The sequence below is a fragment of the Candidatus Microthrix subdominans genome (assembly GCA_016719385.1).
Lineage (GTDB): Bacteria > Actinomycetota > Acidimicrobiia > Acidimicrobiales > Microtrichaceae > Microthrix > Microthrix subdominans.
The window spans coordinates 139146-158488 of the sequence record JADJZA010000011.1 but is presented as its reverse complement, the minus strand read 5'-3'; the positions used below and the strand labels follow the sequence as shown (position 1 = coordinate 158488).

15 protein-coding genes, 1 tRNA gene and 2 pseudogenes are annotated in these 19343 nt (G+C 66.7%); 4 read left to right on the top strand and 14 right to left on the bottom strand.

The window, feature by feature from the left end; translation table 11 throughout:
• Positions 1-9 precede the first annotated feature (9 nt).
• The 5 genes from IPN02_19570 to ygiD all read right to left on the bottom strand — a co-directional run bounded on the left by IPN02_19570 (position 10) and on the right by ygiD (position 7315).
• Complete coding sequence (locus IPN02_19570) at positions 10-2448, bottom strand: HAD-IC family P-type ATPase (protein MBK9298979.1); 2439 nt, start codon at positions 2446-2448, stop codon at positions 10-12.
• 96 nt (positions 2449-2544) lie between these two features.
• Positions 2545-3378: an SDR family NAD(P)-dependent oxidoreductase gene (locus IPN02_19565; protein MBK9298978.1), complete on the bottom strand. Its 834-nt coding sequence runs from the start codon at positions 3376-3378 to the stop codon at positions 2545-2547.
• 28 nt (positions 3379-3406) lie between these two features.
• On the bottom strand, positions 3407-4486 hold the full coding sequence (locus tag IPN02_19560; protein ID MBK9298977.1) for an FUSC family protein: 1080 nt from the start codon (positions 4484-4486) through the stop codon (positions 3407-3409).
• A gap of 32 nt (positions 4487-4518) precedes the next feature.
• Positions 4519-6075 (bottom strand): NAD(P)/FAD-dependent oxidoreductase, encoded by a 1557-nt coding sequence (locus IPN02_19555; protein ID MBK9298976.1) that lies wholly within the window; start codon positions 6073-6075, stop codon positions 4519-4521.
• A gap of 367 nt (positions 6076-6442) precedes the next feature.
• On the bottom strand, positions 6443-7315 hold the full coding sequence (ygiD, locus tag IPN02_19550; protein MBK9298975.1) for a 4,5-DOPA dioxygenase extradiol: 873 nt from the start codon (positions 7313-7315) through the stop codon (positions 6443-6445).
• Between the two features lie 94 nt (positions 7316-7409).
• Between ygiD and IPN02_19545 the strand changes: the two are divergent.
• Positions 7410-7682 (top strand): annotated as a pseudogene (locus IPN02_19545) (DUF1905 domain-containing protein).
• Positions 7683-7971: 289 nt separating this feature from the next.
• Here the strand turns inward: IPN02_19545 and IPN02_19540 are convergent.
• From IPN02_19540 to IPN02_19530, 3 genes and pseudogenes are all read right to left on the bottom strand, one after another.
• Positions 7972-8926 (bottom strand): annotated as a pseudogene (locus IPN02_19540) (transposase).
• Between the two features lie 286 nt (positions 8927-9212).
• Complete coding sequence (locus IPN02_19535) at positions 9213-9578, bottom strand: hypothetical protein (GenBank protein ID MBK9298974.1); 366 nt, start codon at positions 9576-9578, stop codon at positions 9213-9215.
• Between the two features lie 49 nt (positions 9579-9627).
• Entirely contained in the window at positions 9628-9978 is a 351-nt protein-coding gene (locus tag IPN02_19530) for a hypothetical protein (protein ID MBK9298973.1), read from the bottom strand.
• 109 nt (positions 9979-10087) lie between these two features.
• On the opposite strand from IPN02_19530, the gene IPN02_19525 reads away from it, so the two are divergent.
• Both IPN02_19525 and IPN02_19520 read left to right on the top strand, forming a co-directional pair.
• Positions 10088-10342, top strand: a complete 255-nt coding sequence (locus tag IPN02_19525; protein ID MBK9298972.1) for a DUF4277 domain-containing protein — start codon at positions 10088-10090, stop codon at positions 10340-10342.
• On the top strand, positions 10339-11796 hold the full coding sequence (locus tag IPN02_19520) for an IS1634 family transposase (GenBank protein MBK9298971.1): 1458 nt from the start codon (positions 10339-10341) through the stop codon (positions 11794-11796). The genes IPN02_19525 and IPN02_19520 overlap by 4 nt, the downstream gene beginning before the upstream one ends.
• Before the next feature lie 59 nt (positions 11797-11855).
• Here the strand turns inward: IPN02_19520 and IPN02_19515 are convergent, their stop codons facing one another.
• From IPN02_19515 to IPN02_19495, 5 genes are all read right to left on the bottom strand, one after another.
• Positions 11856-12089, bottom strand: a complete 234-nt coding sequence (locus IPN02_19515; GenBank protein ID MBK9298970.1) for a carboxymuconolactone decarboxylase family protein — start codon at positions 12087-12089, stop codon at positions 11856-11858.
• A 272-nt stretch (positions 12090-12361) separates the two neighbouring features.
• Complete coding sequence (locus tag IPN02_19510; protein MBK9298969.1) at positions 12362-13228, bottom strand: MMPL family transporter; 867 nt, start codon at positions 13226-13228, stop codon at positions 12362-12364.
• A 100-nt stretch (positions 13229-13328) separates the two neighbouring features.
• Positions 13329-15035, bottom strand: coding sequence for an MMPL family transporter (locus tag IPN02_19505; GenBank protein ID MBK9298968.1), 1707 nt, complete (start codon positions 15033-15035; stop codon positions 13329-13331).
• Positions 15036-15369: 334 nt separating this feature from the next.
• Positions 15370-15443: transfer RNA gene (locus IPN02_19500), tRNA-Val, on the bottom strand.
• 69 nt (positions 15444-15512) lie between these two features.
• Positions 15513-16244 (bottom strand): DnaJ domain-containing protein, encoded by a 732-nt coding sequence (locus IPN02_19495; protein MBK9298967.1) that lies wholly within the window; start codon positions 16242-16244, stop codon positions 15513-15515.
• Between the two features lie 233 nt (positions 16245-16477).
• On the opposite strand from IPN02_19495, the gene IPN02_19490 reads away from it, so the two are divergent.
• Positions 16478-17875, top strand: a complete 1398-nt coding sequence (locus IPN02_19490) for an MFS transporter (GenBank protein MBK9298966.1) — start codon at positions 16478-16480, stop codon at positions 17873-17875.
• Here IPN02_19490 and murF read toward each other — a convergent pair.
• Positions 17853-19172 carry a UDP-N-acetylmuramoyl-tripeptide--D-alanyl-D-alanine ligase gene (gene murF, locus IPN02_19485; protein MBK9298965.1) on the bottom strand — a complete coding sequence of 440 codons (1320 nt, stop codon included), beginning with the start codon at positions 19170-19172 and terminating at the stop codon, positions 17853-17855. The two genes, IPN02_19490 and murF, sit on opposite strands and share 23 nt — an antisense overlap.
• Positions 19173-19343 lie beyond the last annotated feature (171 nt).

Sequence of the window (19343 nt, the reverse complement as noted above, 5' to 3'; positions counted from 1 at the left end):
CTCGTGTGCTCAGGCACCCGTGCGCTCGGTGCGGTCGAGCAGCGCGGTCAACGCCACGATCAGCACTCCGCCAAGCAGGGATGCGCCCACGCCGACGCCCCACACCCCGGCATCGGCCACGTAGCTCAGCTCGAAGTAGTCCCGGGTGACCCAAAGTCCGCAGATCAGCGCATATGACACCGCCATCCCGACGGCGAGGCCGATCTTCCAGGGATGGAGGGGCCGGCTGCTGGCCAGCAGCACCACCAGCCCGATCGCCAGCAGCGTCAGCGTCGTCATCGTGCGGGCCTCCGGCAGGCCAAATTGGTTGCGGGTATAGACGAACGCCACCATCGCCATCGCTGCGGCGATCACCCCGGCGGGCAGGGCGAAGGACAACACCCTGCGCAGAAACCCGGGGCGCAGCCGATCGACCTCGGGAGAGAGGGCCAGGAAGAACCCGGGCAGCCCGATACTGAACGTGCCGATCAGGGTGAGCTGACGGGGCAACAGCGGAAAGGGCATGCTGGCCACGGCGACAGCAACGGTGAGCACGATGGCATACGCCGACTTGGTGAGGAACAGGTTGGACACCCGCTCGACGTTGTTGATCACCTTGCGGCCCTCGTCGACGACGACCGGCAGCGTGGCGAAGGCGTTGTCGGTCAGCACCAGGTCGGCGATCGACCGGGCGGCGGCACTGCCCTCCCCCATCGCGATGCCCAGATCGGCCTGCTTGAGCGCCATGACGTCGTTGACGCCGTCACCGGTCATCGCCACCACGTGACCCCTGGCCTGAAGCGAGGAGACCATCGCCTCCTTCTGGTGGGGGGTCACCCGCCCGAACACGGTGGTCGACTCCATCGCATCGGCCATCTCGTCGCTGGGTTCGCTGTCCAACGGCAGCCGACGGGCGTCGATCGGCTCGCCGATCTGTGTGATGTTGGCGCGCTCGGCCACCGCTGAAACCGTGCCGATGTTGTCGCCGGAGATCACCTTGAGGTCGACGCCCTGGCGGGCGAAGAACTCGATCACGCCGGCGGCGTCGTCGCGCACCTCGTCGGACAGCTCCACGATGGCCACCGGGGTCAGATCGTCGGGCAACGGATGGAACGACGAGCTCTCCGCTGCCCTCGACAGCAACAACACCCGCGACCCGCCCGTGCTGAGGGCACCCACCCGCTCCAGCACCGGGTCGTCGGCGTCGACCATCACGTCGGGTGCTCCCAGGATGAACATCCCCCGACCGGCGAAGGTGACGCCCGCCCACTTGTATTGGCTCTGGAAGGCTTCCACTGCAGCCACCGTCCAATCCGGCGGGGTGCCGGTACCCTCGGCGATCGCCGTACTGGTCGCGTTGGGCGACGGGTCCGCAGCAGCGATCGCCGCCAGCACCTGCTTCACCTCGTCCACCTCGATGTCGTCGAGCGGGACCGCCTCGACAAACTCCAGCTCGCCGGTGGTGATCGTGCCGGTCTTGTCCATGCACAACACGTCCACCCGGGCCAGGCTTTCCACCGTGGCCAGTTGCTTGGCCAGCGCCTTGTGGCGCGACAGCGTGACCACGCCGGCCACAAAGGCCACGCTGGTCAGCAGCACCAGGCCGTCGGGCACCATCGACACCGCGGCCGCCACCGTTCCTTGCAGCGCCTCTTGCCAGGTGTCCCCGCTGCCTCGTCGCGTCAGCCACATCCCCAATGCCGCAGGCGGCACGATGAACAGCAGCCAGTGGATGATGCGGTTGATCTCGCCCTGCAGCCAGGAGCCGGCCATCGAGAATCGTCGGGCCTCGGTGGTCAGCGAACCCGCATAGCTGTGTGCGCCAACCCCGGTCGCCCGGAAACGCCCCCGACCCGCCACGATGAAGCTGCCGGACAGGATGGAATCGCCGACCTCCTTGGCCACCGCCTTGGATTCGCCGGTCAAGAGCGACTCGTCGACGCTCAGCCCGACGGCGTCGGTCACCTCGCCGTCGGCCACCACCTGAAACCCGGCACTCACCTCGACGAGGTCATCCTCGACCAGGTCGTCGGCCTGCACCTCCGAGGTGTGGCCGCCTCGTACGACCGTGGCCGCCGGCTCGGTCAGCACTTTGAGCTGGTCGAGCTCACGCCGGGCCCGCAGTTCCTGGGTGATGCCCACCACCGTGTTGGTCACGACCACCCCGACGAAGAGGGCGTCCTTCCAGAATCCCGAGATCCCGATCAGGACGAACAGTGCCAGCATGATGCCGTTGACCGGGCTCAACACGTTGGTGAGGACGATCCGGCTCGTACGCATTCCCTGCACGCCGGGCCGACGATTGACCCGCCCGTCGGCAACCCGCTCGGCCACTTCGTCGTCGGTCAGCCCGTTTTCGGGGTAGGCGTCGGACACCTCGCCGGTGGGTTCGGGAGCACTGAAGGCGTCGTCGTTCCCGGGGGTGTCGTCCGGCGGAGCGTCAGGAGCAAAGGGGGCGAGGCGGGGCACGAACCATCCAATGGTAGTCGCAGGGTTGATTTTCCGGTAAGCGCGGGAGCGGTGCCAAGGGCGGCGCCGGAGGGTGGTTCGTTGGGCGCTCCGGGCTCAGCCCCGCTGGCGGCGGGCTCCACCGGCAAGCACGCGCTGATAGATGCCGGCGGGCAGGCGGGATACTCCGTCGAACACGACGGCGTCGGGGCCGATCAGCGCCCGTCGCCGGTTTCGCTGCACCGCCTTGAGGATCTGGCGGGCCGCCTTGTCGGGGTCGGTGCGCAGAAACTTGTCGAACTCCAACTTGGCTTCCTCGGCCGAGCCGGCCACATCACCGACGCTCTCGTCCATGCGGGCATCCTTGGCGATGTTGGTGGCGATGCCGCCGGGATGCACCGTGGTGGCCGACACCCCGCAGGGGTCGATCTCAAGCTCGATGCGCAGTGCGTCGGTGAAGCCCCGCACCGCAAACTTGGCGGCGTTGTAGGCGGACTGCGTCGGGATCGACACCAGCCCAAACACGCTGGACACGTTGACCACGTGGCCCTCTCCCGACGCCTTCAGATGGGGCAGGAATGCCTTGGTGCCGTAGACGACCCCCCAAAAGTTGATGCTCATCAGCCACTCGAAGTCTTCATAGGACATCGACTCGACCGTCGCACCCAGGGCGACGCCGGCGTTGTTGACGATCAGGTTGACCTTGTCGTGATCCTCGACGACCGAGTCGGCCCATGCCTCGACAGCGAAGCGGTCGGCCACGTCGACCCTTTGGGAGGTGACCCTCACGCCCTTCCCCTCACAACGGGCGACCGTGGCGGCCAAACCGGCCTCATTCACGTCGGAGAGGGCCAGATGCGCGCCCTGGGCCGCCAGGTTCTCTGCCAGCGCCCGCCCGATGCCCGAGCCGGCGCCGGTGATCGCTGCTACTCGTCCCTCAAACTGCTTCACTGCGCATCCTCGTCGTGTTGGTCGATCGTCATGTCGTGACTTCCGGTCGCTGATCGACACGCGCCCGCAGCCAATCGTTGAATCGCAGTGCCCCGAACGCTGCGGCGGCGCCGAGGATGGTGAGCCCCACCCGCTCGCCGTGCAGCAGCGTCGGGTTGTTCGCCGAGCCAAAGCCGCCGAAGAGCACGGTCGCCGTCAGGAAAGCGGCGTCCAAGGTGTAGGAGCCATGGGCAAAGACGATGGTGCCAACGGCTGCGAGGAGCGCCAGGCCGTAGATGATGTTGACGCTCAGTTCCGCCTCGGCGACCACGAAGGTGACGACCGCAACGACGGCGGCGCCCGCAACCGTTCCGATCACCCGGCCGCGCATGCGCTCGATTGCCGCCACGCTGACCGGCAACAGCACCACATAGACCGTCAGCAGAAACCACCACGAATGCGTGCCCGGGAAGAAGGCGCGGCACACCCACGTGCCGACGATGGTCAGCGGAATCACCGAAGCCCCGTACCACCACGAGTCCTGCACCGAGAGGTCGTCGCCCAACCGTCCGGGAAAGCGACGCAGGAAGATCTGCCCCGCCAGCGCAACGACCAAGCCGCCACCTAGGGCAAAGGCGGCCACCGGCAGTGCTCCGGTGAAGGTGTGAGGCTGGTTGAACGGCTCGGGGGCGCCGGCATAGACCCTGCCGTAGACGATCACGATCGCCGCCTGCGCCGTGATCATGCACCCAACGCTGGAAGCTCCGTAGCGCGAGGCGTACACGATGCCGACTGCCAACAAAGTCATCCACAGCACCGACAGCGGGAGCGAGCCGCTGACGGTTACGCCGACGAGTACGGCGCCCGCAGTCATCACGGCACTGAGAAAAGCGACCCGCGTCGACGCGATGACTGCGGCAATTCCGGGCACGACCCCCATGTAGGCGAAGCCAAAGCCGCCTCGCCATGGCGACGCGATCAGCACGATGAGCGACACGAGCACGACGGCGACGAAGCCGAGCATGCGGCTCATCGGGGCCTTGGGGTACCCCTCAGGCTCAGCAGGGTCGGCCGAACTTCGGTCGGCGAGGGCCTCAGATGCTGAAACCGACTGCTCGTTGCTGGTCACGTCATCTCGTTGCGTCTCGGGTTACGGCACGCTCAATCTCGTGCGTCGACGGGCACACTATCCGAGCCGGAACGACCCGCTGGCGCCGTGTGCGCTGTGTCCAAACGACCGCTGAGCGGCCGCGACGGCGACCGACGGTTGGAAAACTCCATCGCCTCGTCGACCACGTCGCTCATCCGCAGCGCCCGGTAGTCGCGCAGGTAGCTCTGGTGCACCTGCCACGGGAAGCGGCTGCCCTGCTGGGGAAACCGGTCGGCCGCACGGGTGATGTAGCCGGAGGTGAGGCCCAGCAACGGCGCGACGGTGATCGAGGCATCCCGGTTGCGCGGCGTGGCCTGGCGCAGCCCGGTGTCGCGCAGGTGGTTGAGGATGCGGCACACGTACTGACACGTCAGCTCGGCCTTGAGCGTCCACGAGGCGTTGGTGTATCCGATCGCCAGGGCCAGGTTGGGCACGTCCTCAAGCATCATGCCCTTGTACGTCAGCTTGCTGGGCAGGTCGAGCGGCTCGCCGTCCACGCTCAGCTCCATGCCACCGGCAAACAGCAGCTCCAGGCCGGTGGCGGTCACGACGATGTCGGCCTCCAGCTCGTCGCCGGACTTCAGCCGGATTCCGGACTCGGTGAACGTGTCGACGCGGTCGGTCACCACCGAGGCCGAGCCGTCGCTGATCGCAGCAAACAGGTCGCCGTCGGGCACCACGCACAGCCGCTGGTCCCACGGGTCGTACGGCGGGTTGAAGTGGGTGTCCAGGTCGTAGCCCTCGGGCAGCTGGCGGGCGGCCTCGCGGCGCAGCGCCTTCTTCACCACCGCCGGGCGCCAACGGGACAGCTTGTAGGAGCCGAGCGTGCCCAGGGCGAACGCCCAGCGGACCACCGGGCCCGACACCTTGGCGGGCAGCCAACGGCGCGCCCGGTCGGCCAGCGGGTTGATCGCCGGCAGCGAGGCGACGTAGCTGGGCGTGCGCTGCAACATGGTGACGTGCTCGGCGTCGCGCGCCAGCGACGGGATCAGGGTGATTGCGGTGGCCCCGCTGCCGATCACCACCACCCGCTTGCCCGTGACGTCCAGGTCGTCGGGCCAGTGCTGGGGGTGCACCACCGTGCCGCCAAAGCTGTCCAGGCCGGGGAAGTCGGGCGTGTAGCCGTGGTCATAGCGGTAGTAGCCGGTGCAGGAGAACAGAAAGTCACACGTGAGGGTGGTTGGCCCGTCGCTCCCGGTTCGCTCGACCTGCACGGTCCAACGGGCGTCCTCGGTCGACCATTCGGCCGCGACGATGCGGTGCCCGTAGCGAATCTTTCCGTCGATGCCCTCCTCGGCCGCTGTCTCTTGGACGTAGCGGAGGATCGAGTCGCCGTCGGCGATCGCCTTGGCGCCGTCCCACGGCCGGAAGGAGTAGCCCAGGGTGAACATGTCCGAGTCCGAGCGCAGGCCCGGGTAGCGAAACAGGTCCCACGTGCCACCCATCGCCTCGCGGCCCTCCAGGATGGCGTAGTCCGCCCACGGGCAGTCGTTGCTCAGGTAATGCCCGGCGGCGATACCCGACAGGCCGGCCCCGACGACGATGACGTTGAGGTGCTCCACGGTCAAAACATTACACCTTGAGCAATATTGTTATTTCATCACTTATCCAGGCCAAATGAACCATCGACTCCGCTGAACAGCCGGGGCATCCTTGGACGGCGGCACCGGGCCGACAGTCACGGCACGCCCGCTCGACAAACAAGGAGCCACCATGTCCCGTGAAGCCGGAGAGCGCTATGCCTGCCAGAAGTGCGACGCCCCAGCTCGTCTACGAGAAGCCCTGCCCGTGCCCACCGGAGATGGTGCACTCCGAGATCTGCTGCGGCGAGCAGATGGAGCGCGTCACCGGCAAGTAGCTGATCCGGCAGAACCGAGGGTCGCGCTGGCCAGCGCGACCCTCGGTCAACGTCACCAGCGCGACCAACCGCCGCCCTCAGAGGTTCGTCTGCTCGGCGGGTACGTCAGTGGGATCCGGCATCGCCGCGCCACCTGCCGCCGTGTCACCGGCCAGCGGGCCGGAAACGCCAACGCCGTAACAGGCCATGGATAGTGACCCGTACGCGGAGCCATCGATGAGTCTGACCGCAGGCTCGCCGGCTTCGGCTGCAAGAGCTGCGACGTAGAGGAGCGGAATGAAGTGGTCGGGTGTTGGCACGGCGCGCTCAAAGTCCGGGTGCTCGACCAGGCGAAGCACGTCGCCGGGGGCGTCGTGCAGCACCTCCCGAGCGGCGTCAGCGAAGCGCCGGTTCCAGTCGAAGGCTCCGTCGGGCTGGTCCCAAGCGATGCTCGGCAGATTGTGCACGACGTTGCCGCTGCCGAGCACGAGAACGTTGCTGTCTCGCAGTCCGGCCAGACGGCGACCAATATCGACGTGGTAGTCGAGTGGCTCCAGTGCGTTGATGGACAGTTGCACCACCGGCACGTCGGCGCTCGGGAACATGTGGGCAAGCACCGACCAGGTGCCGTGGTCGAGGCCCCAGCTGTCCCTGTCCAGACCAACCCATCGAGGCTTCACCACGTCGGCGACCTCCTCCGCAACGCCCGGCGCACCCGGGGCCGGATAGTCGAACGCGAACAGCTCGTCGGGGAAGCCGTAAAAATCGTGAATCGTCCGAGGCCTGGCCATGGCGGTGACGGCCGTGGCGTTTGTGTACCAGTGGGCCGAGATGACAACAACCGCCCACGGCTCGGGGATGTGGGTAGCGAGGGCGCGCCAGCCATCCGTGAACCGGTTGCGTTCCAATGCGTTCATCGGACTGCCGTGCCCCACGAACGCAGCTGCCGCCCGTCGCTGCTCCCCGTCCATCACGTCCCCTTCGGCCGTTTCCCGACGATGCTAGGCCCGGGAAACACGGCGCCACGCCCGACCGGTTGATCGCCAGATGCCCGAGGGGTGATTCATGAGCACTGACCCACCCAGCGTGGCGTTTGACGCCGTCATCGCCGGATCACCGACCAAGACCGGCATCCCCGTTCCAAACGAGGTTCTTGATCAACTCGATGCCGGACAGCGGCCGGCGGTCGTCGTCACCCTCGACGGGTACACCTACCAAACCTCGGTCGGGGTGATGGGCGGGCAGCACCTCGTCCCCGTCAGCGCCGCGATCCGCGAGGCGACCGGCGTCGCTGCCGGAAGCCACGTCCAGGTCACCCTCGCGTTGGCGGCGGGGCCCTCCCAGGAGCTCACCGCCACGCTTGATGACCCCCGTCGGTGTAGGTGTATCTGGGAGCGGTGCCGATGACATGTTCCCTGGGGATACCCCATGCGGACTCGGCGAAGAGGCGCATGAAGTCGCGCCCGCCACCGGAGCACACGAAGACCCGAAAGTCGTTGGCCTCCAACCTGGGTTCCGCAGCTGACTGTGCGGTCTAGGTGCCTGGATCCCAGTGTGGGCGCGGAGAATCGGCTCCCGTCGGGATGGGAGCCGTGTCACTAGGCGTTTTGGTGCCTCGGTGGCGGGTTCAGGCGGGGGTGGCAGGCTGGATGCTGGTGTAGGCGGCGGGCTCTTTGAGGCCGACAGCGGCCAGGATCTTGTGCTGGGCTGCGGTGGTTGTGGTCCGGCGTTGGATGGTGCCTGCGGGTCCGGTGAACGTGCCGAGGTGCATCAGGTCGAGCTCGTTGCGGATGTTGGTCCAGGTGTCGTTGGTGCGGGTTTCAACGATCCGGATGTGGAGGAGCGCAAGCCAGCACAAGATGACGTGGGCCCGGATGCGATCCTCGAGCCGGTGGTAGACGGGCCGGAGGTCAAGGGTGGATTTCATGTCGCGCCAGCCTCGTTCGACTTCGAGGAGCTGTTTGTAGCCGAGCGCGATGTCCTCGACAGTGAGCGACGGATCGGCGGTGCGGAGCAAATATTTCCCGTCGAGTTTGGCTTCGGCGGCGATGGCTGCCTTGTCGACAGTCGACACGCAGGAGACCGGTCTTGGTGGTGCGGAGGTAGCGGCGCACAGCCCCCGGGAGCTTCGCCGCCAAGGCGGTCCGTTCGTCGGGGGTGGCGGTGTCGGTGTCGTCGATCCCGGTTTGGAGCCGTTCAACAAGCTGGCCGCGGATCGTGGCGTCGCGTTCGGCTTGTTCGGGGTTGTGACAGGTCACGAACCGGTCCCGTGCGGCGCCGTCGTCGATCCGGACTTCCTTGACCCGCATGTTGTGACGGATCTGGTGGTAGCTGCCCGGTCGTGCCAATGCTGTGGCGGCTTCGGTGTTCCCGCGGATCTTCTCGCCGATGATGTAGTTCCCGCCGCCTCGTTGGAGGTACCGGCGGTTCTCAGCCGAGGAGAACCAGCGGTCCGCAACCCAGATGACATGCCCGAGTTTCCAGTCGGCGAGGTCGTCTTTGACCTGACGGATCAGGGCCTGGTCGTTGGTGTTCCCGGGCCAGCACCACACCCGGATCGGGATCCCGGTCCGTGTGACGGCCGGCGCCAGTCCTGTCCCGGGGCCATCTCTTGGAAGCCTGTCGGGCTCATCACCCGAAGGCCGAAGTTCAAATCCTGGCCACGCCAATCGAAAACCTTGGTGGGAGGCCCTCCCCGAGAAAAAGGAGCCGCACCGGCTCACGCTGGGTCGGCCGAAACCGTTGCTGCGGGCGGCTGCTTCACCGACGAAGCGGCACCGTGGTGCACGCTGCTCAAATCCGTGGCACCAAACCTGAGTGGCTTACCGGAGCGTGATCATCGAGTGCCAGGCGGTCACCGGCCCGTGGTCAACTTATCGTCTCGGGTTCGCGGTCGAATCGTTCGTTCGGCCGACCGATCAGACCTCTCAGCGCACCGTGGATCGATGCGATCGGCAAGATAGCGGGGCCAACAGCGAGCATCCCCAGCTCGTACGGCAGGGAACTGTCCGGGAAAGGCATATTCCGGAGGCGGGACTGGAACGCGCTCAACGGAATCCCATACACGTTGCCGGCGAGCATGACCTGAGCAGCCGAAAGCATGACCTGAGCCGACTCGCTGCCGTATTCATCAACCAGCGAGTCGTAGGCGTAGCTCTTGGGATGGCCCCCCGTATCCGCAAAGTGCTGAGCGAAAATGATGGCCTTCGCTTCTTCCGGTCTGACGTTCCGCACTTCTCGGAGGTGTTAGGTCGGCATTTGTTGGGCCGGGGCTGACGGTGTTCTAGCCGGTGGTCTTGGCGGCATGGTTGAGCAGGATTTTGCGGGCTTTGGCTGAGGTCTTGTCCATGTCGGCGATGATCCGTCGGAGCCGGCGGTTGTTGGCGATCCATTCTTTGTAGAGGGCGGCCTCGTCGGGGGTGAGCCGTACGGTGACGGTCTTGTTGGCGACTTTGCGGGTCCATTGCCAGTAGGGGCCGTGGCGTTGGGGTGGGTCGGCTTGGCAGCGACAGTTTGGGTTCCCGCATGATGTGTAGCGCTCCAGGACGCTGCCCTGGCAGGTGAACCCGACGTCGGCGAGTTCGGCTTGAAGCTGTTCGTACTGGTGTTGATACTGCTCGAGGCGTGTGGCCACGTCTGTCTCCGGGCTCGGTGTGCATCCGCGTTCTGACGAGCAGACAGTAGGTATACTGTCTGCCAACGGACGGGCCGTCAAGGACCCTCCTCAGGGATCGAGGCCGCACATGGTTCAAAGCGAGTCGGGGCCGTTCACGCTTCGCACCGAAACGTTGGGGGCCCTGCCGATCGTCAACCATTTCCTGGCCCGGATGAGTCTCGACGCGATCATCGACGCCCACCTCCCAGCGAACGACGCCCGACTCCGGTTGGACCCTGCTGTGGTGATTGGGCTGTTGGTCCGGAACCTGACCATCGACCACCAGCCGATCTACGCGTTGGGCGAATGGGCGGCGGGTTCGACCCGTCCCTGTTCGGCATGACCGCAGCGGATGTGGACGGGTTGAACGACGACCGGACCGGCCGGATGTTGGACCGGCTCTTCGGCGCGGATCGGGCCAGCCTGATCACCCGAACGGTGTTGGCCGCGGTCCGCGAGTTCGACATCAACATGGAGCAGTTGCACAACGACTCGACGACCGTCACGTTCTCCGGCGGCTACCACCAAGCGACCGGCCAAACCCGTGGCGACCAGGCAACCCCGACAATCACGTACGGGCACAACAAGGACCACCGCCCAGACTTGAAACAGCTGTTGTGTGTGCTCACCGTGTCAGCCGACGGCGCCGTCCCCGTCGCGTTCCGGGTTCTCGACGGCAACACCGGCGACGACCCCACCCACATCCCCACCTGGGACGGACTCGCCGCACTGGTCGGCAGAACCGACTTTCTGTATGTGGCCGACTCGAAACTCGCGAACCGTCCGGCGATGGACCACATCGCGAGCCGCGGCGGCCGGTTCGTCACGATCCTGCCCCGCACCCGGAAAGAAGACCACCAGTTCCGCGACCGGATCGCCACCCACCCGGTCACCACCTGGACCGAAGCCCACCGGCGGCCCGCCGGCCGACAGGGCAACCCCGCCGAGACCTGGCACACCACCACCAACCCGGCCGGACCCTCGATCGAGGGCTACCGGATCATCTGGGTCCGGTCCTCCACCAAAACCGACCGGGACGCCGACTCGCGAACCGACCGGATCTCCAAAGGCATCACAGCGCTCGACGACCTCAACCAACGACTGCTCTCCCCAAAAACCCGAATGAAAACCAAGGTCGCCGTCCAGACCGCAGCCGACGCCGCACTCAAGGCAACGGGCGCCGCCCGCTGGGTTGGCTACACCATCACCGAAGACACCACCACCAAGCTCAAACAGGAGAAGCGGGGCCGACCAGGCCCCAACACCAACTACCGCAAGATCGTGTCGACTCGCCACCGGCTCGTCTTCCACACCAACGAAACCCTCATCGCACACGACGCCGCCAGCGACGGCTGTTTCCCGCTCATCACCAACGACCAACATCTCACCGATGCCGAAGTCCTCGCCGCCTACCGCTACCAACCCAACCTCGAACGCCGAAACCACCTCCTCAAAGGCCACCAAGCCGTCGCCCCCGTCTACCTCCAAAACGTCCACCGAATCGAAGCGCTGCTGCTCTGCCAGTTCCTCGCGCTCCTCACCGGCGCGCTCATCGAACGACATATCCGCAACAACATGGCCGACCTCAACCTGGCCGACATCCCGCTCTACCCCGAACACCGGCCCTGCACCGCACCATCAGCCCAACGAATCCTCCAAATCTTCGCCGGTGTCGCACGCCACCACCTCACCGACCACACCGGCACCACCATCCAAACGTTCCAGCCCGACCTCACCCCCCAACAACACCAGATCCTTCAACTCCTCGACATCCCCACCACCACCTACACCACCTGACCGCCACCCCAACCCGGTCACCCAAATGCGGTTACAACGCCCCGGAGAAGTGCGGAACGTCAGTCCGGTCGTATGAAATCGGTGCTCCCACTCAGGAAGGAGGCAATTTCCTCGCCGTTCATCCCTTCGCGTAGGGCCATCTTCGTGTGTGCGTAGGAGCAGGCTGCACAACCGTTGACCTCGGTCACTGCAAGCTGCAGCCGTTCTACGAGGTGTATGTCGACGATGGAGTTTTTGCGGTTGTTGATCAGCGACAGCGCCGCTCGCGGTACGAACACGAGCGCGTCGTACATCTCGGCCACGTTGAACCTGCGCTTGTAGCTCTGTCTCAACATGACGGACGCAGGTCTCTCAGCGGACTGATGTGTGGTCTCGTTCGTGAGTTTCACTGGACCTCATTCTCGGCTGCCAGGGTGGCGACAGAAAACTTCGCCAATCGAAAAGTCTAGAGGAGAGCACGCTGCCCCTATTGGCGGGCAGGCGGTGTCCGGATCGGCAACGTTGATGACAAGACTCACAGGCCGGCGGTCACATCGCCGGGGCGGTCGGCGACGTCGATCGTCACTTAGCCAGGTGGCTCACCCTCCGGTCCCGCAGCGGGCGTGGCCGGCAGTTCCTGGGGCACGTAGTTGATCTCCGTGGTGTCCCCGCTCGCCGTGTCGGCTGCGAGGAACAAACCCACCGCCGTTGCAGCGACGATCACGACGCTGACGATCCACACGGCCAAGCGCGCACCCGTCGGTTTCGAGGCGAGCACCACCGCCGCTTCCGGGGCGTACTCGCCGGTGTCGAGGTAGCCCTTGGCGTCAGCCCATTGCAGGATCGGGGGCATGGCGACCAGCGCAGCCAGCAGGGCGATGGCCACGTTGAGCGTCACGATGATTCCGAAGTCGCGCAGCAGCGGCAGGGCGGAGCCGATCAAGACGGCGAAACCTCCGATGGTGGTCATCGCAGAGGTGAAGAACGCGCGCCCGGTGCGTCGGGCGGCTTGCTCCGAGGCTTCGGCCGGTTGGAGACCTCGCTGTCGCTCTTCGAGGAATCGGGCCATGATCAGCACCGAGAACTCGGTGCAGGTCGCTATCACCAGCGGACCCGACACGGTCGTGAGCGGTGAAAGGGTGAGCCCGACCGCCCCGACGATCGCAGTGGACACACCGACGGCGAGGCCGATGGGGATCATCGTCAGCAGCGCTCGCGCCGGACTGCGGTGGCGTACCAGCAACCACAGCGCAACCAGTGCCAGGCCCAGATAGGTGAGGATGGCGCGGTTGGCGGACAGGTTCTGCAACAGGCCGACACCGACCACGGCCAAGCCCGAGGGGGTTGCCCTGATGGGGGGGTCACCGTCCTCGAGCTCGGCGAGAAGGACCGAGTCCTCCGGCAGGTCGAGCTCCGCGATGCGCTCGGTCAGGTCGGCTTCGAGGCGTTCCACCACCACAGCACGCTCCTCGAGGCTGGCGGGAGCGAGGCGGAGGTTGACCTGTGTGGCGGCCCGGTCGGCTTTGAGCAGCAGCGCCTCGACATCGGGGGCATCACCTCCGTCGCGGCGACCAGATCCTCGGACGTGGGGCCAACGGAGTAGCGCCTGGAACGTTGATGATCTTGGCGATCGTGTTCTCGACGCTCGAAGAAGCCACGACGTCGTCGGTCGCTTCGGCATCCTCGGTGAAGTCGAACACCACATCGGCCACAGGCTGGGCGAGCACGTTGTTGGCGCTCACCAGCACCCCCAGGTTGGACGAGAAGCCGGTGGCCTCCTCGAGGGTGTCGACGTCCTTGACGGTCTGGCTCGACTGGTTGATCCAACGCACGGGATCCGATTCGATCCGGATGCTGCCCTCGAAGGCCACGCCTGCGATGAACAACAGCACCGACGCCAACAACAGCGGCACAGCTGACTTGGCGGGGAGCCCACCGAGCCACACGACGATCCGCTCGGGGATGGAGGTGCCCCGTTGAACGGTGCGCTGCTTCCACTCCCTGATACCCAACACGGCGGTGGGCAACACGATGCCGACCGCCACCAGCACCATCACGCCGACCGCCAGCATCACGCCGAAGTCGCGGATCATGGGCACCTGGGAGATCAACAACGCCAGGAACGCCAGCATCCCGGCGACTGTGGCGACGATCAGGGCGGGCGCCAGGTTCGCAAGCGTCTCCGAGATGGGATGGGTCGGTTTGTCCAACACCACCTCCTCCTCGACGCGGTTCTGGATCTGGATGGCGAAGTCGATCCCGAGTCCGATCAGGATGGGGAGACCCGAGATGGTGACCAGCGACAGGTTCACGTTGATCAGACCCAGGATTGCGAACGCCCAGACCACCCCGACCAGCACGCTCAGCAGGGGCAGCAGGCGCCACCGCACCCGAAACATCAACAGCAGGATCACGGCCATGATCGCCACCGCAGCGGCGCCGAGGGTGAGCATGCCGCCTTGCAGGTAGTCGTTGATGTCCTTGAGGAACACCGGGGAGCCCGTGGTGATCACGTCGAAGCCCTCGAAGTTGGCGTCCGAGACGATGTCGAGGGTCGCCTGGGTGACGTTCGACAGCGTGTCGAGGCTGGCGTTGCCCTCGATGACCACACCGCCAACAGCGGTCTGCAGGTTCGGGAACGTCGACTGCAGTGAACCCCGTACGTTGCGGTCCTCGGCCGCAGGTGGAACGACCTCGTCGCCCTCAACGGCGAAACCGGTGTTGTCGAACAACAGGAAGTTGACCCAGTCCGGATTGGACATGTCCTTGGTTTGCACCGAGTTGAGCCGTGCCAACGTGGTTGAGATGTCCGCCTGGCGGATTTCCTTGGCCTTGGGATCAGGGTCCCGTTCGGCGGCCGAAAGCAGAGCGTTGGTGCCGACCCCTTCGGTCACAATCGCCTCGGAGTACTGCACCGCGGTCAGCGGCGCGAGCACCGCGTAGACCTCGGGGATATCCCGCAGCTCGGCCTCCAGGCGCTTCAGCTCCTCGAGGTTCGCACCCTGAAAGAGCTCGGTGATGTCGTGGCCCTCCTGGGCCTGGAACAACACGATGGCGGTCTCGCCACCGAAGTCCGCCTGATAGCGCACGTTGTCGATGGCGATCTGGGAGTCCTGGTTGAGGTAGCTGTCCTGGCCGGTTGCGAACTCGAGCCGGGTCAGCCCGAACGCAAGCAACACCGTGATGGCCAACATGGCGCCGAACACCGCCCACCAGTACCTGCCTAGCTGTATCCCTGCTGAGCGCCAGAACCGTTCCATGGGTTATCTCACCTATCCAAATGTAGCGACTGAGAACCATGCCACGCGGACGGGTGCTCGCGCACCAATTCTCGGGCGAACTCACTAAATCGGGGCACGGTTGCCCGGAAGCGACGGGCTGCCGGGGCCGTGCCCGGACCGAAGCTCGGCGAACAGTGACCACTATGTTCGGCTACGGGCCGACGGCCCCGTTCACTTCAACGAGATCGAATCTGCGGGCCGCTACTGGTCGATCATGGACTACGACGACGTCCGGGCCATCGATGGCGACTGGGAGAACTTCTCGTCGGCCTCCGCTCGACCCCAGAGACCGATGCTCCGCCGCAACGTGGAGTGGGCCCAAGAGGACTCGAACCTCTGACCTCTGCCGTGTGAAGGCAGCGCTCTAACCAGCTGAGCTATGGGCCCCGAAGCGGCAAACCATACCCGTGCTCCGGGTACCACGCCAAGGTCGGAACCACCGTGTCCGAGGGGCGATTACGACTCGACGCAGTACTCGGCGGCCAGCTTGACCAGCCGCGACCCGGCAGGGCAGCGATGGGCGGCGTCGGCGAGGCCGACGATGCGCCCGTCGTTGGGCTTGGCGCAGTCGACCAGCGTGTTGCCCAGCACGCACCCGGGGTCATCTGTTGATGGGTCTTTGATGCCTCCGCCGGCAAACGCGCTGAACACGACGATCCCCAGCAGAAGCACCGCCACCAAAGCCGGCACCAACCGCGAGAACAGAAGCCCGTGCACGCCGTCGCCGGCGACGTCCACCAAATCGTCGTCGTGTTCCTCGGTCACCTCGACCGCCGCGCGGCGCTGACGTTCGGTGTGAACCTGCCCGCCGGCACCCCTCGGGCGACCCGAACCACCGGTTCGACCGCCCGATGACGGGCGTGTTCCACCTGATGCGGTGCTGCTGGAGGCAGCCCGGCCCGAGCGCTCCGAGCTGTCGGTCCCGAATCGGGCGTGATCGTAGGCGCGCCGACGAGCGGGCTCACCCAACACTCTGAAGGCCTCGTTGACCTCGCGCATGCGCCGCTCGGCCACCCGGCGCTCGGCGTCGGAGAGGCTCCCGGAAGCGCCGGGAGTCTCCTGACGATCGGGATGGAGACGCCACGCCAACTCCCGATAGGCCACGCGGATGCTGTCCCCGCCCGCCTGACGGTCGACTCCGAGGACTCGGTACCAATCGCGCTCCGTCGCGCTGTGACCGGTCTCCATCCACCCAGGGTACGTCGAACGGGGATGTTGGTTTGGTTCGGCCCCCCCCTGCCGGCCGATGAGCCGTCAGGCCGAGAATGCCAGGACCCACCATAAAGTGGCAGTTGTGACAGATGACCAAACCGAAACGGGGTTCCTCCGGTCACGGCCGGACGGAGGTGCCGTATCATCGCTCTGACACCGTACGGTTCTGAGATGTGCTTCTTGGGTTGAGCGGTGCTCCGACGACTCCCATGAACCCTCCCCCAGCCACCTCCACCTCCACCTCAGCTTCTCCTGTTGCCGATCACGAGCTGAGCGGCGCCGATCTGCCCTCCACGGTGGAGGATCCGACGGCGCTGGCCGAGCCAACACTGCGCCTACGACGTCGTCGAAGCGCCGGCGCCCGCAACGAACGGCGCCACGGGACCGTCGGGGCGGCGCTAAGCCACCAGGCCTTTCGCCGCGTCGCCGCTGGGGCCTTTGCATCCAACATCGGCACCTGGATGCAGAACGTCACGTTGATCGCTCTGGCCAACCAGCTGACGCACTCCGGCGCCTTCGTCGGATTGGTGTCCTTCGCCCAGCTGGGGCCGATGCTGCTCGCCTCGCCGGTCGGCGGGGTGCTGGCCGATCGCTTTGACCGCCGCCACATCATCATGGCCGGGTCCGCCGTACAGGGAAGCCTGTCGGTGGTGCTGGCCATGGTCGCCTGGAGCGGTCACCCGCCGCCCTGGGCGCTGGTGCTGATCGTGCTGGGGATCGGCATGGCCAACGCACTGATCGCGCCGTCCAACGGCGCCCTCCTCCCCCACCTGGTCGACCGTCGGGACCTGTCCGGCGCCGTGGCGGTCAACTCGGCGGCGATGAACGGGTCTCGGGTGCTCGGCCCGCTGCTGGCCGCCCTCGTCTCCTCGCTGGGCACCGGCTGGATCTTCCTGATCAACGCCGGCACGTACGTGTTCGTCATCGCTGCGGTCGGCGCCGCCAAGGTGGCGTTTACGCCTCCAACCGATGGGGCGGTGGGACCGTGGGCCCGCTTCCGAGAGGGGCTGGACACCGCCCGCCAGGATCCGGTGCTGCGCCGGGTGCTGGGCATCGTCAGCCTGTTCTCGCTGTGCTCGCTGGTATTCATCTACCAGCTGCCCGGCCTGGCCGAGAACCAGCTGGGCATCACCGGCAGCGCCTTCTACCGCCTGTTTGCCGCCTTCGGGTTGGGAGCGGCCGGCGGCGCCATCCTGCTGGGAACCGTCCTGGGCGGACGACCGCTGCACCGGGTGCCGCTGTTCGCCCTACCCGCCTTCGCCGTCACGCTCGCAGCGTTTGCGTTCACCCACGACCCGGTCGCCGCCCACTTCATCGTCTTTGCGCTCGGCTTCTTCTACTTCACCCTGGTGACGGCGCTGTCGACCACCCTTCAGGAGGAGGTCGACGACGAGCACAGGGGCAGGGTGATGGGCCTGTGGATGATCGCCTGGGCCGGGCTGGTGCCGGTCGGCAGCCTGCTCGCCGGTCCGGTGATCGACCGGGTCGGCGGCACGCCGGTGCTGCTGTTTGGGGCGGTGGTCGCGCTGGCGCTCACCAAGGTGGGCAACCTCGATCGCAACCAGCTTCCCGAGCGTCGGCCCCTTACCCGGCCAGTACTCGACTGACGATCTGTTCGAGACCCGCAACCCGGCTGCCCTTGACCAGCGCTGCCTCGCCCTCGCCGAGCGATGCCAAGGCTGCGACCGCGTCCGTCGGTTGCACCCCGTCGACCCCATAGGCCCCGGTGCTGACAGCGACCACCTCGATGTCGAGGCTGCGGGCCTGGGCGACCATCTCGTGATGCAGCGCCTCGGCGTCCGCCCCCAGCTCGGCCATCTCGCCGAGCACCGCCACCTTGCGGCGGGCGGGCAGCGCCGCCAGCGCCGTCAGGGCGGCGCTCATCGACGTGGGGTTGGCGTTGTAGGCATCGTTGATCAACGTGGCCCCCCCGGGGGTGGTCACCACCTCCATGCGCCACGGGCTGATCGTCGATGTCCCCAGCGCCTCGGCCAACGCCTCCACCGCGATTCCGGCGTCGAGGGCGACCGCCGCCGCCGCCAACGCATTGGTGACGTGATGCTCGCCGGCGATCGCCAGGCGCACCGGCGCCGACCCCCAGGGACTGCTCAGCAGGAAGGATGCCCGCAGGTCGTCGCCCAGAGCGACGTCGCTGGCACGTACGTCGCCTGCCGAGCGCCCGAAGGTGAGCACCGGCGCTGCGCTGCGACCGGCCATGGCGGCGACGAGCGGATCGTCGGCGTTGAGCACCGCGGTGCCATCAGCGGGCAGGGCCTCGATCAGCTCGCCCTTGGCCACCGCCACACCGGCCAGATCGCCGAAGAGCTCCAGGTGCGCTCCGGCGACCACGGTGACCACGCCCACCTGCGGCTGGGCCAGCTCGCACAGCGCTGCGATGTGGCCTGGGCCCCGGGCGCCCATCTCCACCACCAGCGCTTCGACGTCGTCGGGCGCATTGCACAGGGTCAGCGGGACGCCGATCTCGTTGTTGAACGACCGCTCGCTCGCCGAGGTGACCAGATGCGCTCCCAACACCCCCGCCATCAGATCCTTCACGGTCGTCTTGCCCACCGAACCGGTGACGCCGATGACGCGGGCCGACATGCGGTCCCGGGCGAAGCGGGCCAGGTCGTTCAGCGCCGCCCCGGTGTGGGCCACCAGCAGCAGGCGGGCGTCGTGGTCGAGCCCCAGATCGTCGGTGCCGCGCTCCGACAGCGCCGCCGTCGCCCCAGCGGCCAGAGCGGCGGCGACGAAGTCGTGACCGTCGCGCTCGGCGACCAGCGGCACGAACAGGTCGCCGGGCCGGGCCAGGCGGGAATCGGTGATGACCCGGTCGATCGTGGCATCGGCGCCGATCAAGGTGGCGCGAAGAGGACTGGTCAGCGCAGCGAGGGGTACCTGCATGCCCTCAGTCTCCCACGATCGACCGTTCCGACCTCAGTCCTGAACCGCCACACGGCCGGCCGGTCGCACCGACCGGCCTCCCCCCGCCGGCAGGCGACGCCTTCCCGCCTCCAGAGCCCGATTGCGTAGTCTCGGGGCCCGGCGAGCGGTGCAACATCAGCACGGCGAACC

Coding starts and splice junctions, on each gene's coding strand:
- IPN02_19505 (MBK9298968.1), bottom strand. CDS start 15,035: ATGGAACGGTTCTGGCGCTCAGCAGGGATACAGCTAGGCAGGTACTGG.
- IPN02_19520 (MBK9298971.1), top strand. CDS start 10,339: ATGACCGCAGCGGATGTGGACGGGTTGAACGACGACCGGACCGGCCGG.
- murF (MBK9298965.1), bottom strand. CDS start 19,172: ATGCAGGTACCCCTCGCTGCGCTGACCAGTCCTCTTCGCGCCACCTTG.
- IPN02_19515 (MBK9298970.1), bottom strand. CDS start 12,089: ATGTACGACGCGCTCGTGTTCGTACCGCGAGCGGCGCTGTCGCTGATC.
- IPN02_19495 (MBK9298967.1), bottom strand. CDS start 16,244: ATGGAGACCGGTCACAGCGCGACGGAGCGCGATTGGTACCGAGTCCTC.
- ygiD (MBK9298975.1), bottom strand. CDS start 7,315: ATGGACGGGGAGCAGCGACGGGCGGCAGCTGCGTTCGTGGGGCACGGC.
- IPN02_19490 (MBK9298966.1), top strand. CDS start 16,478: ATGAACCCTCCCCCAGCCACCTCCACCTCCACCTCAGCTTCTCCTGTT.
- IPN02_19525 (MBK9298972.1), top strand. CDS start 10,088: ATGGTTCAAAGCGAGTCGGGGCCGTTCACGCTTCGCACCGAAACGTTG.